A 13,685-nucleotide genomic window follows, 5' to 3' on the forward strand; every position below is an offset into this window, starting at 1 on the left:
CGAGCTGTTCGGTCTGGCGCGTGAGCTCAACATCGACGCCGAGGGCATCGACATGGGCCCGTCCCCCACGGACGCCGCCCTCGCCGCCGACCTCGTGCTGCCGATCGAGGAGCTCGAGCTCACCGTCCGGTCCTACAACTGCCTCAAGCGTGAGGGTGTCCACTCCGTGGGTGAACTCGTCGCCCGCTCCGAGGCCGACCTGCTGGACATCCGCAACTTCGGTGCCAAGTCCATCGACGAGGTCAAGGCCAAGCTGGCCGGCATGGGCCTGGGCCTCAAGGACAGCCCGCCCGGATTCGACCCCACCGCCGCCGCACTCGGTGCCGATGACGACGCGGACTCGGGCTTCGTGGAGACCGAACAGTACTGACGCTGCACGACAGCCGGGCCGCGACCGGCCGGGAACTCGCCCGTTCCTGAAGCAAACAGCGGCGACGGCTGCAGTGTTGGGCCAGAGGAGGAACTGACGCGCCAGCAGGAGGAATGACACACCTACTGAAGATCGACTGCTGGCGCGGGACACAGCCCGAGGCTGGTCGTGTCTACCCTGGCGGTGTGACATTGGTGTGGGTGACGGGCAATTCAGGGGCTGGTAAGTCCACCGTCTGCGGGGTGTTGCGAGCGCGTGGCTATGTCGCGCTCGACTCCGACGAGGACGGCTTCAGCCGCTGGATCGACCGGGTTACGGGTCAGGTCGTATTGGATCCCCCTATCCGGTTCCTGGGGGCTGGCTCGATCGGTACGGGTGGGCGATCGTCCGCGAGCGCGTTGAGGCCCTCGTCGAGGAATCTCGTTTCCGGACCGCGTTCTTGTGCGGGTCGGCGGAGAACGAGGCAGACGTCCGGGATCTTTTCGATCTCGTCGTGTGCTTGGTGATCGACGAGGGCACCCTCCGCCACCGGCTCGCCACCCGCACGACGAACGCGTTCGGCCGGCATCCCGAAGAGCTCGCGGCGGCCTTGAAGTGGAATCCTCGGATGCGAGCGATATACGAAAGCCGTGGCGCGACGATCAATGATGCGTCCAGGCCGGTGACCGAGGTGGCGGACCGCGTGATCGAGGCGGTTCAGTAGCCGACAGGGTCCACCCGACAGCTCGGATCATGTCTGCGCGCCGGGTGGTCGATCAGCGGCGGTCCCGGATGTCGCGGCTACGGGTCGCGAGCGAATGTGGCTGCCGCTGCGTGGTATCCGGGCTGCCGCAGAGGGATCAGGCGGCTCCGGCCGGGTGAATGTTTCAGGGTGGGAGAATGAACCGCCTGCGCAGCGGGCATTCCCGGGCGACGGGTATGGAACCACCGTCACGTGAACCTGCGCAGGCCTTCCTCCTCCCGGCTGAGTCAACAGGGCTACGACCGTGCCCACACGTGGCGCGTGCGCAAGAGCCGCTGGTACTTCCCGATCCTGGGGTTCACGTTCCTCGGCGCATTCGCGGAGGTGTTCCTCATCGTCATGGCAGTGGCCAGACTGGTGGGAGAAACGCCGTTCCACGCTCCGTTCCGCTGGATCGAGGATCAGTGCACCAAGGACCATAATTTCGCCTGCGGCCTCCTGCAGAGCATTGTGATGCCCTTCCTCACCCTCGCTCTGGCCACCGTTGCGTACCTCTCCTTCAGATTCACGCGGGTGAGCCGCGCCTACCTCCGCAAGGCCCGGGAAACGCCGCGGGACATGGTGCAGACGGCGGGTGGGATTTTCGGGCGGGTGGTGGGGCGGGACCAGCTGTGCGAGGTGCTCATGGAGGATTTGCGCGACAGCCGGTTCCGCCGCACGCATGTGGTGGTCGGTGGCATCGGGACGGGGAAGACTGCGCTGCTTGTGCTGCTCACCCGGCAACTGGCCCGGCAGGGTGCGGTGCCCGTGCCTTTGCGGCTGCGCGGAGTGGAGGGCGAGCTGGACTTCCGGCAGTTGGCGTTCGACCGGTTCAAGCTGGAGGTGCAGGGGCACCTCCGGTCCGGCGACGAGGCCGAGAAGGTGTGGCGCCGTCTCAACCAGCAGGGCCGCATCGTCGTCCTGGCGGACGGTCTGGAGGACGCCCTTGCGGGTGACGGGCTGACGGAGGAACGGGACACGCTCATTCGGCTGGCGGTCCGCCGGGCCAACGAGGAACGAATGCCGCTCGTCATCGCCTCGCGCCCGCATGACGCACTGCGCGGGTTGGACGCCTCGCTGACCGATCTGGAGCCGCTGAACGAGGAGGCCGCGCTCGCCTACATTTCCTCCGGCACCCCTTGGGAGGACCGGCAGCGGCTCGACTGGATCGTGGAAAAGGCCGGCATCGCCGAGGCACCGACGTATCTGCAGGTGGCGCGCGAACTGCACGAGGAGGGGCTGCTGGAACGCGCACTCACCGGCCGGTCACAGGAGGGCGTGGAGACACGCGGCGGCGATCGGGCGGCACTGCGGCTGCATCTGGTCGACACCTGGATGAACGCCCTGGTCACCGGGCAGCTGTGTCCGCACCTGCCGCTCGGCCGGGACGATCGCCGAACGACGCTGGAGTACCTGTCGGCCCTGGCGTGCGCCGGGCTGGCCGCTGACTCGGCCGAGGTCCGCATCGGCGACGTCGTCAACGAGCGCGACCCCGCGCAGTCCCGATTTCCGGAGATCGTGACGGAGCTGGCGCGGCGTGTCCAGGGCAGCCGCCTGGACATCCGGCTCGCCGCGCACTGGGGCGCGGGCATGGGGCTGGTGGAGCTCGGTGGGGAGCGGGTGCGGTTCCAGCACAGTGTGATCCAGGCCCATCTCGGCGCTCGGTTCATGAACGCGGTGATCCGCCCGGAGACACCCGGGGAGCCCACGGCGAACCGATACTTCCCCGCAGCGCTGGAGAACCCGGGACGGGAGCTGCTGATCGCCATGATCTTGCACTCCAGGACGCCGGAAGGCTCCTGCACGCACGGGAGAGCGCACGGGAACCGCACGGCCTGGTGCCCGGTGTCCGTAGCGCGCGACCTGGTGCTGGGCGCGGCCTGCCGAGCGCAGCAGAACGCGCCCCCTGCGGACCAGGCCCAGCGGGACGACGCCGCCCACCCGGACCGGGCCCGCGCACACCGCGGACCTGGCCCTGCGCAGCAACCCGGCGGCCGTCGGGCAGGCGAGGTGCCGCACGACCCGGCCGACCCGAGGCAGGTCTTCCGCCGCACCCTGCACACCAAGGCGGTCCAGCTCTACGCCGCGGCGCTGCAGATCGACAGCGTCGACAGGGCCTCGCAGCAGCACCGCATCGCGATGGAGCTGACGACGGCGTGGCCCGACTTCCAGGCCCGCGACCCGCACTCGTTGGGCGTGGCCAAGGAGTTGCTCGTCTCCCGTTTCGGTGAAGCCCTGCGCAGCATCGACCGCCGGCACGGCATGCATCCGGCGTACGCGGAGCTGTTGCAGATCGGCTGTCTGGAGTCCTCCTACGGTGTGCGGGTGGCCATCGCGCACGAGATCGGCGCGGGCGGCGACAGTGCCTTCGAGTTGCTCCAGGCGCGGCTGCTGGCCCCGCGGACCGAGCCGGAGCGGCCGATGGAGCGCAGGCCGGAGTGGCTGCTGGACATGTGGGAGAGCCAGCAGCCGCGTGCCGTTCCTGCCGGCGAGGACACCGCACGCCCGCAGGCCCCGGTCGGTCTCGCACCACTGCGTCGGCTGGAGGATGAGGAACGCGAGGAGGAGGAACGCGAGTGGCGTCACGACACGCTGTGCGCCTGGCTGATCCCGCTGCTCGTGGGCTCGGTCACCGTACGCCGCCACCATGCCACCCCGTACGAGATCCTGGCGGGCTGGGTGGAGCGTGTCGGTGCCCGGAACGGCTCCGGCGTGAAGCCGCTGGACCTGACGCTGGAGATCGCGCTGGCGCAGGGGTTCAAGTACGCCGCCAACCGTCGGGCCCGCCACCCGCATGCCCGGCCGCAGGCCCGCGAGTACCTCATCGAGCAGGCCTGGGACATGCTCAAGCGCTCCCGGTTCTGGTTCACGCGGCTCACTCTGCTGCACGCGCTGACGCTGTGGGAGCTGCCCGACGGCGGTTCGGCAGCGGGCCGCCCAGCCGACCGAGGCTCGGATCCGGCGGAGCAGGTGCGTCAGTGGCTCGCTCTGCGGGACGGCACACCGCAGCACCCGTTTGTCGAGGCCGCCGCGGAGTTGTGCGTCTGGGCCCTGCAGACGCGTCAGCCCGAGCGGTTCCTGTGGATCGATGAATGCGGGGTGAGCGCGCAGGTCGGTTCGCAGTCGGCCGGCGAGGAGGTGCGCAAGCACCAATTGTGGATTCCGCCGTCCACGGGCTGGAGCACGCTGCATCCCCGGGCCCAGCAGCTCCTCGCGGATGTCCTGCTGCTGCTCAACCTCGCCGACCGCGGCGACTGGCCCAAAGACCGGCTGCAGCGCCTGCACCGCACCGACCGCCCGGATCTGCCGCCGTGCCTGACCAAGGACCGCCGTCCGCTCGATCCCGACGGCGGCCTGGTGCGCACGGCCGCCGCCCGCGCCGGCTCCAACTGCCGCGACGACTGCGCCTTCGAGCTCTGCCCCTACCCGCCCCCGGGACCGGGCGGCCACCGCCCGGCGCTGTCCGAGGCCTTCTGCCGTGCGCAGTTCACGGTGCTGTCGCGGTCACGGTCCCTGCTGCACCCTGAAGCCCCCTGGCAGCGGCACACCGATCTGGCAGAACTGCGTCTCTTCTGGGAGCGGATGAGTAAGCGCTCCCGCAGCGGCCGTCCTGGCTGAGCGTTTTCGGCCCCTGCTCAGCGACCGCCGCCCGCGGCCGCCCGCACCAGCCGCGTTGCGGCCAGGTCGGCGACCGCGTCGAGGCGCTCGTGCAGCCCGTGCGTGCCCAGGGGGGTGACGGAGGCCAGCGCGTACGCCGCATCGCGCGGCCCGAGAGCGAGGGTACTGACCGTGTCGTCGCCGACCTCGAGGACCATCGAGCCGACCCGGGTCCATAGCGCCCGGATCGGTGCGGTGGCGGGGGCACGGCCGATCCGGAGCGGTTGCCGGCGGCCCGCAATCGACGCCCGTGCCGTGTAGGTGAAGGTGCCGCCGTCCGTCTGCGCCCGGCCGTCGGTCAGCAGCACCCGGCCGCCCCACGGCTGGTGGTCGACGTGTCCGACCAACCGGGCGCCGGCTGACGGTGCGTCGCCGTCGGGCAGGGGCAGGTCGACAGCGACTTCCAGGACGAGCTCGGCGCCGCCGAGGGTGCCGTGCAGACGTTCGCGATAGCGCACTCCGCGGGGCGTGAGGCGCATCGCCGTGCAGCCCGGATCTTTCGGGACACCGGACGGATGGGCCCCGTCGAGGTACCGCACGGCGTCGCGGTAGCCCATCTCCATCAGGGTGTCCGCGGTGATGCGCCCGGCGAAGAACTCCGGGTCCAGCGGCAGCGGATACTCCGGTTTGACCACGTGCAGAATGAACGGCCGGGTGGCGGCGTCCAGTTCGGCGAACAGCGCCCCGTTGGCGGACATCTCGATCATGTGGACGTACTGTTCCAGCGGCCCGTCGCCCCAGTAGGGGTTGTTGGCGATGCACCACGCCAGCCAGATCTCGTCGGCACCGCGCCGCAGCGCCTCGCCCACATTGGCGTCCTTGACCCATACGGCGTCGGTCCACACGTGCCCGTCGCGGCACAGCGGCGGCAGGAACAGCGGCAGCGACATGCCCGCGGCCAGCAGCTGCGCGTCGATGTCGGTGTGCGGTACCGCCACGCAGGTCTTGTCGGCGAAGTCGACGAGGTTGAAGGTGCCGGCCAGCTGTGAGGACCGGATGGTGTGGGGGTCGATGCCGAGCGCGGGGAAGACCCGGTGGATCACGCCGTCGGCGTCGCCGAGGGCCGGCAGGGCCCAGGGGCCGCGCAGGTAGCCCGACAGGGGCAGCGGCGAACTGAAGTCGCGCACGCGCAGGGCTGACCAGCGCAGTGCCATCTCAGCCGGGTCCTGGCCGGACAGCAGCATGCCGGTGGTCAGGATTCCGCCGGAGGTGCCGTCGATGTGGTCGAACGTCAGACCGTGCTCGTACAGGGCGCGGACCACACCGGTCTGCCACGCGACCCGCATCCCGCCTCCGGCAAGGACCAACGACCGACTCATCGCATCCCCTGCCCGCCTGCTCCGGCCCTGTCCTTCGGGGTCTGGCCGACGACACCGGCAAGCCAGCGGCGTCCGCGCCGCCACAGCAGCCCGCACAGCCCGGCCGTGGCCAGGTCGAACAACGCCACCAGCAGCGCCGCAGCGATCAGCAGGCCCCTCGCCACGCCGACCGTCACCAGTGCGAACGCGCCGAACTTCTGCAGGCCCACCCACAGCAGCGGGAAACCGGGGGCCTCCCGTGTCAGCAGCTGCTGGGCGAGCAGTCCGCCGACCACGACCATGAACATTCCGACGGTGGCGAAGAAATGCAGACTCAGGGCCGACGGATCGTCCGGACCGGTCGCCAGCAGCCGCAGGACGGGGCCGGGCGCGATGAGCTGACAGGCTCCGGTGACCACCGTCACCGCGGCGATGGCCAGCAGCACCAGCCGGAGCGGGTCACCGGTCACCCGGGCCGGGAGCGGCATCACGACAGCGCTCCCCGGAGGTCGCCCCTCGCAGTGATGTACCAGACGATCGCGGCCCAGGTCAGGGGGGCATCGACGAACCGGATGTCATGGAGGCGCATCCACCGCACCCACAGCGGCGTGAGCCCACTGCGGCCGTCGAACCGGCCGTCGCGGATCGTCTTGTTCACCGGGACGAGGCAGGTGTTCATGAACGCGCACCTATGTCGATACGCGGAGGTGCGGTCCACTCCTGGGACTGACCGAGACCCACGACGCTCTGGAGCGGTTCGCCGAAGGTGTGGCCGGGCCTCTCGCTGGTGAGGAACCAGCTTTCGAAGTGGTCGTCGAGGATGCCGCGGGTCGAGGGCAGATAGCAGGTGAACAGGGGTCGGTCACCGATACCGAGGCCGTGCAGGGCCGCGACGCGGGGTGCGTCGCCGATGACGAGGCGGGCGCGGGCCCGCCTGCCGACGGCGATGTCGGCATCGCCTTCGAAGTAGACGGACGACTTCATCAGCATGCCGCGGAAGGCGCAGTAGTTGACAGCGGCCATCCGCAACGGCAGCCGGGTGGCCGGTGGGCGGTCGATCTCTATGAACATGCCGAGCCGGCCGTCGTCCTCGTACTGGCTGGACACGGCATGCTCCTGCACGCGGAAATCGAGGCTGGCCCGGTGCTTGGGCATGCCCCAGATGCCCTTGCCGCCCTTGACCGAAATCTCGCTGCTCACCGGCAGGTCCACGACGTACTGGCCGGTGCCGAAGCTGCCGCGCAACAGGCCGGGCAGCAGCGACGGGGCGGGGCGGGGGCCGTGGGTGCAGGCAAGGGCCACGGAGAACTCGATGTAGCGGCCGATGTCGGTGCGGGCGTAGTCGACCACGGTGATCACCAGGAGGCCGCGGCCGCCCGGCAGGGCCAGCGGGTGGAGTTCGCCGCCGGGCAGCAGACGGGCGGCTGCCCGACGGTCGACGGGGAACGCGGCCATCAGCGTGGGGGTGTCGGCGGAGTTCACGGGCAGGACGAAGGGGATGTCGTCGACGAGCGCGTGCCGCCCGGCGATGCGTCGCTGCCTGCGGGGGAAGGGTGACGGCGATGCGGACAGGGCGAGCCGTACCAGGCCCAGTGCGGGGTTCATCGGGTCAGCTCCTGAAGGATGAGCGGATAGGTGTCGGTCGCGGCGCGCCGGCCGAGGAAGACGTCCAGGTGGCCGTAGCCGGGCAGGACGTGCAGGCTGTCGCGGCCGGGGCGGTGGCGCTGCAGAAAGGCGTGGGTGCGGCGCTGGCTGTCGGCGAGGAAGCAGCGGTTGTCCTCACCGGCCAGCAGCGCGAACCGGGCGTCGGTCTGCGGTGGGCGGTCGGCGAAGGAGTGCGGAAGCCCCTCGACCTGCCCGGTGGCCACCAGACGGCCGGCCCGGACGCAAGCGTCCATCTGGGCGAAGAAGGTCATCGGGACCTCGGCGAACTCTCCCCGGATCCAGTCGTGGGTGGCTTCGTCGAGGTTGGCGTGCGACCACAGGGCCGGCCGTCCCGAGCCGTAGGTGAAGCTGACCATGCGGCAGACGCCGTTGCGGCACTCGCGGTGGGTGGTGCGGACGAATCCGGCGACGCAGCCGGCCACGAGGCCCTCGGGCCGGTCGCCCCAGGCCGGTGAGAGGTGCGGCAGGACCCGGGCTACGGCCGGCGCCACCCAGTGGATCTTGAAATGGGACAGGGCCGGGACGACGGGATGCAGTGAGACCGCGTTGCTGACCACGGTGTCCACTTCGGGCAGCAGCCCGGACACGGCGGCCATCATGAACGAGGTGGAGCCCTGGCAGTGCACGACCGCTTTGAGCCGGTCCGCACCGGTGGCGGCCAGGACGTGGGCGACGGCGGCCGGGTGGTCGTACGCGGCGGCCTCGTCGAGGGTCCAGGGCACCGGGTCGAGGTCGATGGAGGCCCGCCAGTTCAGCAGCCACACGTCCCAGCCATCGTCGATGAGCGCGTCGACCAGGGTGCGGGGCAGGGGTGGCCGGAAGAGTTCGGCGCGGACCCCGGCACCGTGGACGACGAGCACCGGTCCGCGGTACGGCGGGTACCGGCCCCGCACGTGCACGACGGTCAGCGGCCGGCCGTCGCGCGCGGTGAACGGCTGGACCTCGGTGATGTGGTCACGGCGGGTCGTGGGGCTGGTGGGCGTCCGGTGGCGGTGCTCGGGGCGGGCGGGCGGGGGTGCGGTCATGGCGGTTTCGCCTCCCGGGCGATCACGATGGGATCTTCGATGAGCCGTACGACGAGTGCCTCCGCGGGCACCGCCCGCTTGCACCGGTCGGGGGCGTCCGTCAGGTCCCACTGGCGGCAGACGGTGTCCAGCACCAGCGGGTGCACGACCAGGTCGCCGTCGCAGGCGATGTGCACGCGGAGGAAGCCCTTGTGGTCCTCGACCGCCTGTCCCGACATCTGCCAGTCGGCGACCGCGCCGCCGCGAGCTGAGAGCACCCACAGCGCGAAGGCCTCGGAGCCGGCGGCGGCGCCCATCGCGGCGGCGACCGCGAGACAGGCGACCAGCACCGCCCATCCGGGCCACGCGACCGGGAAGGGCAGTGCGACCGTGACGGCCAAAACGGCGAAGGCCACGACCGTCTGTGCCAGCACGGCGCTGGTGACCCGGGCCGGTTGCGTGGCTCGGGGAGCGCGGAGGTGCCGGCGCTTCTTCCACCGCACAAGGTGGCCGATCGACAGCAGGGCCGCGCACGCGATCGCCGCGTCCCGGATGAATTCGCCCAGGTCCGCTGCGTGCGCGAGGCGTACGGCAGCGACGGGCTGCAGCCGTTTCTGTTCCACCGCGAACAGGAACGCCAGGGTGACGAAGGCCGCGAGGTGCACGGCTGCGGTGAGCCGCCAGAAGCCGGGGTTGCGTCGGGGCAGCCAGTACGGGGACCAGGGAAGGGCGATGCGGCGGGCGAGCCGGCGGGAGTGCGGGAGCGTGGGATAGACGCTGTCACGGGCGAGGGAGTAGCAGGCCGGCGGGTCGTCCTTCTCGCGCATCCGGTTGCCGGGGGCCGGCAGCCGCAGGGCAGGGGGCAGGGTGTGTGTCGATGCCAGGAAGGCGCCGCCGAGGCCGCATGTCACCATCTGGCGGCGGCGTGGATCGGGCGGCAGTTCGGTGCGTTCCGGCACGTCCTCCGGGAGCTGCTCGGCGTACCGGGCGTAGTGGTGTTTGTCGCCCGTCAGCCACAGCCTGATGGACGCGTGCGTGGGTTGTCGTTCACCGGTGTGCGGATCGAGGCGGGTGCGCACCATGGTCCGGTCGAACCAGTGCAGCGCGTCGAAGGCGTCGGGGTCGCCTTCGCACTTGACCCAGGTGGGTTCGGCGCAGCAGAGGATGACGCCGTCGCCGGGCTGCAGCCGCGCCGACAGCTGGTCCTGGAAGTAGCGCAGCTGGGGCTCGTCGAGGTGGGAGCCGAGCTGGGTGTCGAGGCCGACGAGCCACCAGTGCCGGGGCAGCTGGACGACGAAGTAGCTGCGGGTCTGCCGGGTCTGCCAGCCGCCGATGGGGCGCTGGAGGGTGAAGGTCCGCAGGAACGCGGTGAGACCGTCGTACCAGTCGTGGTTTCCCGGCAGGGCGAGCATGAGGGGCGCTCGCCCGTCCACGCGGGGCAGGGCGCAGGCGTAGGGTCCGGTCGTGCGGTCCCGGTAGGCCGGCACCGATCCGACCGGGTATGCCTCGTCGCCGCCGAGGACGAGCAGCGAGCCGCGCGGGAGCCGGGCGTCACCGACGGCGAGGTCGTCGGCCGCGACGGAGCAGGCCACCGATGCCGTGGAGTCGAAGCCGTCACCGAGGTCGGCGACGAAGTCGAGCCACATCTCCTGCGCATCGGGCTCGTCCAGCGGTGCCCGCAGTGGTGCGGCCCCGAGGGTTCCCTGCATCTCCCGTTTGTCGGCGTATCCCGCGAACACGTCAGCCAAGAGCACCTTGACGGCGGTGCGGGCGAGGGCCGTCGGCGCCAGCCAGCGCACCTGGTCGCGCGGGTTGAAGCCGAGGGCTTCGGCGTGCGCGCGCAGTTCCTCGACGTTCATGGCGGGTTCCCGTGCACCACCGGGGTGGGGAGGCGGCGGCCGTAGACGGTCCACAGTTCGCCGAGGAACAGCCGGCCGAAGCGTGCCATGGCCCGGGCTGGATGCGGGCCTGTGGTGCGGAAGGTGGTGAGCTGCTGGAGGAAGTCGCCGAGCTGGATGACGAGGACGCCGGCGCCGATCACGGTCGCGGTGGCGTCGTCGTCCGGCCGGGTGTGTCCGGCGAGGAGCCGGACGTGGAGGGTGGAGGTGTCGGGCCAGACGTCCAGACCCGGATCGTCGGCCACCTCCTTGTGGCCGGTGAGGGTGAGCGGGGTGTCGCCCGGGGTGCGCAGGTGGAGGCGGTAGAGCATGCGCCGTCGATACGGATCGTCGGCCCGGGTGAAGAGGTTGAACCAGCCGCGCTCGACACCGAGTCGGCCGCCCAGGACGTCGCAGTCGACGTGGCCGGCGGCGTCGGCCATGTGGTCGGGATCGGCGACGAAGCGCTCGACGTCTGCGGCGGTGATGGTGAGGCGGAAACTCAGCCGCTGCCCCAACGAGCGCCCGAGGGTGCGCCCCTGGCGGGGATCATCGACGTCGAGTGCGATGTGGCCTTTCATCTCCTCGGTGAAGCTCAGGCTGGTACACGCCTCTGCGTCCGGCCCGCCGCGTGCCACCCGGGCGGACCCGGCACCGGGCCGGGTGGCCGGCTCCTCCACGGGCCGGACGCCGGTCTTGGGGGCACTGGGCGCGCGCGCTGTGAGCACCGGGCCCACGGCGGCGAGCAGGGAGTCCGTCTCCAGGATTCGGTCGCAGGCGCGATCGGCGACGGCGGCGATGGTCAGCGACGGGTTGGCGCCCACCGCTCCCGGCAGCAGCGCGCCGTCCAGAACATACAGCCCGGGAAAGCCGAAGACCTCGCCCCCGTCGTCACAGACACCTTCTCCGGGATGGCGGCCCATCGGGGCGCCGCCGAGCGGATGCACGGTGATGACCCGATTCCCCCACCACCACAACGGGTTGTCGAGAAAGTCGCCGCCGAGCGCCCCGGCGATGTCCCGCATGGTCGCGCGGGCTCGCTCGAAATACGCGCGTGAGGTGAGCGAGGTCCAGTCGACGTCGAGGCTGCCGCGGCGCAGTCGCATCCGGCCGTCCGGCACGTCCCGTCCCATGCCCAGCAGCGGCAGTGACGACGCGGAGAACACGCCAGGCCCCAGCAGCAGTGCAAGCTCGCTGCTGATGTGGCTCGAGGGGCCCGCGCCGAGCCGGGCCAGCAGGCGGTGCAGGCCGAACCCGAGCAGCCGGCGGACGCTGCCCGGCAGTTGGGAGGACTCGGCGAGCCAGGCGACGAAGTCGGGGTATCCGGCGTCCTCGATGTAGCAGCCCCGTCCCGTCGAGCCGTTCTGGTCGAGTTCGTCGCCGACCCGGATGGCACTGGTGATGACCGGGCCTCTGCTGCTGTCCAGCCGCAGCGGCCGGCCCTCGTCGGCGCCGGCGCCGGCACGCAGGACGAGGCCGAGCAGGTCGCCGTTGCCGCAGAAGCGGGTGCCGAGTGCGCTGCTGAGACCGGGCAGGGCCGCGCGGTTGCGCAGCAGGAGATAGGTCGTGCCGAAGGTGCCGGCCGCCAGGACCAGGCGGCGGCAGGCGATCCGGAGCACGGGCAGCCGGTCGGTGGCGGTGCGTCTGCCCTCGCGGTCCGGGTCGTGGACGACGTAGTGCACGTCGTAGCCGCCGCCGGGCCGGGGCGCGAAGCTCCGGACCTCGCAGCGGGTGCGCAGGTCGGCTCCGTGGTGGCGGGCCGCGGAGAGGTAGGTGTGGTCGAGAGTGTTCTTGGCGCCGTAGTTGCAGCCGACGTCGCACTCGCCACACAGCCGGCACGTGCTGCGCGGCGAGCCGTGCAGATTACCGAACGCGGGCTCGTCGATCGGCGCTCCCTGCACGGGTGGGGCGCCGGGCCGATGGGCGAAGGAGACGGCGAGCGGCGGCCGGGACACAGGGAGGCCCAGCTGGTGCGCGGCCTGGTGGAGGGCCTGGGTCTTGGGGGTGCCGGCGTAGGGGTAGGGGGTGGCGCCGAGCATGCTTTCCACCTGGTCGTAGTGCGGGTCGAGATCGGCGCGGCTGATCGGCCAGTTTTCGTACCCGCCTCCAGGCAGGGGCGACTCGTTGACGAACCACCGTTCGTCCTTGCGCAGCAAGACGTTGGCATAGATGAGGGATCCGCCGCCCAGACCGCTGGAGACGACGCCTTCCAGACCACGGAAGGACCAGATGTCGAACAGTCCGTGCAGGCCTTTGCTCGGGTCCCAGAAGTTGCGGGCCATGTCGGCCGGACTGCGCGGAAAGGAGCCCGGTGGATACGGCTTGCCGCGCTCCAGCACCACCACCGACTGGCCGGACTCGGCGAGGCGGCACGCGGTGACCGACCCCCCGAATCCCGAGCCGACGACCACGGTGTCGACGACCTCTGTGTCCTTGCTGTCACGCGGTTCGCCGACCATCGTGCGCTCCCTGCGTTACCCCCTCTCTCTCTATGCTCGCACCGTGAGCATATGCCAGCAAAACGGGAGAAGAACGGCACAGTTGAGCAAGTGACGATGCAGCCCGAAAAGCGTGAAACGGCAACCGCTCGGCGCACGACACCGCAGCCGCCGGTCCCTCGACCTCGTCACCGAAACGCACCGCGTCCGGGCGGACACCGCGTACGGCCGGGCGGCCCCGGAGACTTGGGACCGCTGATCACTGCGCCACAACACGGGCGCCCAGCAGGGGGCTTGGGTGTCGGCGTCGAGGAACTCCAGAGGGAGGAACCCAAGAGGGGAGCAATGAAGGCTGCAGGCCACCTGCGTGAGCCGAAGCCTCCGTGGCCACCGCGGGAGCCGTAGAGGGAGGAGCGTCCTGGAGAAGCGGTCGACAACCAGCCGGGGGCGGGGTCAGTGGGGCCGTTACCGTACGGTTCGTGGTCCGGGAGCGGTGGCGGAGACGGTCCGGCGGGAGTGGCCGGCCGGCGCATCGGCCGCTTGGCCGACTCGGGTGCAGGCGGCGTTGAGGCGCTGGGCTTCTTCGAGTTGGTCTTCGAGGATGACGATGCGGCAGGCGGCCTCGATGGGGGTGCCCTGGTCGACGAGTTCGCGG

At 71.0% G+C, this 13,685-nt stretch carries 10 protein-coding genes and 1 pseudogene; 3 read left to right on the top strand and 8 right to left on the bottom strand.

The genetic code is table 11. From position 1 onward, the window contains the following. From ABZT03_RS40375 to ABZT03_RS40385, 3 genes are all read left to right on the top strand, one after another. The coding region (locus tag ABZT03_RS40375) for a DNA-directed RNA polymerase subunit alpha C-terminal domain-containing protein (RefSeq protein WP_356048683.1) at nucleotides 1–370 on the top strand (370 nt) is incomplete at its 5' end. Nucleotides 371–869: 499 nt separating this feature from the next. Continuing rightward, entirely contained in the window at nucleotides 870–1,073 is a 204-nt protein-coding gene (locus ABZT03_RS40380) for a hypothetical protein (RefSeq protein ID WP_356048685.1), read from the top strand. A gap of 231 nt (nucleotides 1,074–1,304) precedes the next feature. After that, a complete protein-coding gene (locus ABZT03_RS40385; RefSeq protein WP_356048687.1) occupies nucleotides 1,305–4,709 on the top strand; it encodes an ATP-binding protein in 3,405 nt (1,134 codons plus the stop codon). Between the two features lie 17 nt (nucleotides 4,710–4,726). Here the strand turns inward: ABZT03_RS40385 and ABZT03_RS40390 are convergent, their stop codons facing one another. The 8 genes and pseudogenes from ABZT03_RS40390 to ABZT03_RS40425 form a co-directional block, all read right to left on the bottom strand. Continuing rightward, a complete protein-coding gene (locus ABZT03_RS40390; protein ID WP_356048689.1) occupies nucleotides 4,727–6,067 on the bottom strand; it encodes a patatin-like phospholipase family protein in 1,341 nt (446 codons plus the stop codon). Then, on the bottom strand, nucleotides 6,064–6,537 hold the full coding sequence (locus ABZT03_RS40395; RefSeq protein WP_356048690.1) for a hypothetical protein: 474 nt from the start codon (nucleotides 6,535–6,537) through the stop codon (nucleotides 6,064–6,066). Before ABZT03_RS40395 ends, ABZT03_RS40390 begins: the two co-directional genes overlap by 4 nt. After that, nucleotides 6,534–6,725, bottom strand: coding sequence for a hypothetical protein (locus tag ABZT03_RS40400; RefSeq protein WP_356048692.1), 192 nt, complete (start codon nucleotides 6,723–6,725; stop codon nucleotides 6,534–6,536). Before ABZT03_RS40400 ends, ABZT03_RS40395 begins: the two co-directional genes overlap by 4 nt. Then, nucleotides 6,722–7,651 carry an acetoacetate decarboxylase family protein gene (locus tag ABZT03_RS40405; RefSeq protein WP_356048694.1) on the bottom strand — a complete coding sequence of 310 codons (930 nt, stop codon included), beginning with the start codon at nucleotides 7,649–7,651 and terminating at the stop codon, nucleotides 6,722–6,724. Before ABZT03_RS40405 ends, ABZT03_RS40400 begins: the two co-directional genes overlap by 4 nt. Next, nucleotides 7,648–8,736 carry an alpha/beta fold hydrolase gene (locus tag ABZT03_RS40410; RefSeq protein WP_356048695.1) on the bottom strand — a complete coding sequence of 363 codons (1,089 nt, stop codon included), beginning with the start codon at nucleotides 8,734–8,736 and terminating at the stop codon, nucleotides 7,648–7,650. Before ABZT03_RS40410 ends, ABZT03_RS40405 begins: the two co-directional genes overlap by 4 nt. Further along, nucleotides 8,733–10,574 carry a hypothetical protein gene (locus ABZT03_RS40415; RefSeq protein WP_356048696.1) on the bottom strand — a complete coding sequence of 614 codons (1,842 nt, stop codon included), beginning with the start codon at nucleotides 10,572–10,574 and terminating at the stop codon, nucleotides 8,733–8,735. The genes ABZT03_RS40410 and ABZT03_RS40415 overlap by 4 nt, the downstream gene beginning before the upstream one ends. After that, entirely contained in the window at nucleotides 10,571–13,051 is a 2,481-nt protein-coding gene (locus ABZT03_RS40420) for a GMC oxidoreductase (RefSeq protein ID WP_356048698.1), read from the bottom strand. The genes ABZT03_RS40415 and ABZT03_RS40420 overlap by 4 nt, the downstream gene beginning before the upstream one ends. Nucleotides 13,052–13,495: 444 nt before the next feature. Continuing rightward, a pseudogene (locus ABZT03_RS40425) lies at nucleotides 13,496–13,685 on the bottom strand (hypothetical protein); the annotation flags it as partial.

This window comes from Streptomyces sp. NPDC005574, assembly GCF_040605435.1.
GTDB lineage: Bacteria > Actinomycetota > Actinomycetes > Streptomycetales > Streptomycetaceae > Streptomyces.

Bases quoted from the DNA above. Each gene is read 5' to 3' on its own strand.
- ABZT03_RS40410 (WP_356048695.1), bottom strand. From the start codon at position 8,736: ATGACCGCACCCCCGCCCGCCCGCCCCGAGCACCGCCACCGGACGCCC.
- ABZT03_RS40405 (WP_356048694.1), bottom strand. From the start codon at position 7,651: ATGAACCCCGCACTGGGCCTGGTACGGCTCGCCCTGTCCGCATCGCCG.
- ABZT03_RS40415 (WP_356048696.1), bottom strand. From the start codon at position 10,574: ATGAACGTCGAGGAACTGCGCGCGCACGCCGAAGCCCTCGGCTTCAAC.
- ABZT03_RS40390 (WP_356048689.1), bottom strand. From the start codon at position 6,067: ATGAGTCGGTCGTTGGTCCTTGCCGGAGGCGGGATGCGGGTCGCGTGG.
- ABZT03_RS40420 (WP_356048698.1), bottom strand. From the start codon at position 13,051: ATGGTCGGCGAACCGCGTGACAGCAAGGACACAGAGGTCGTCGACACC.
- ABZT03_RS40400 (WP_356048692.1), bottom strand. From the start codon at position 6,725: ATGAACACCTGCCTCGTCCCGGTGAACAAGACGATCCGCGACGGCCGG.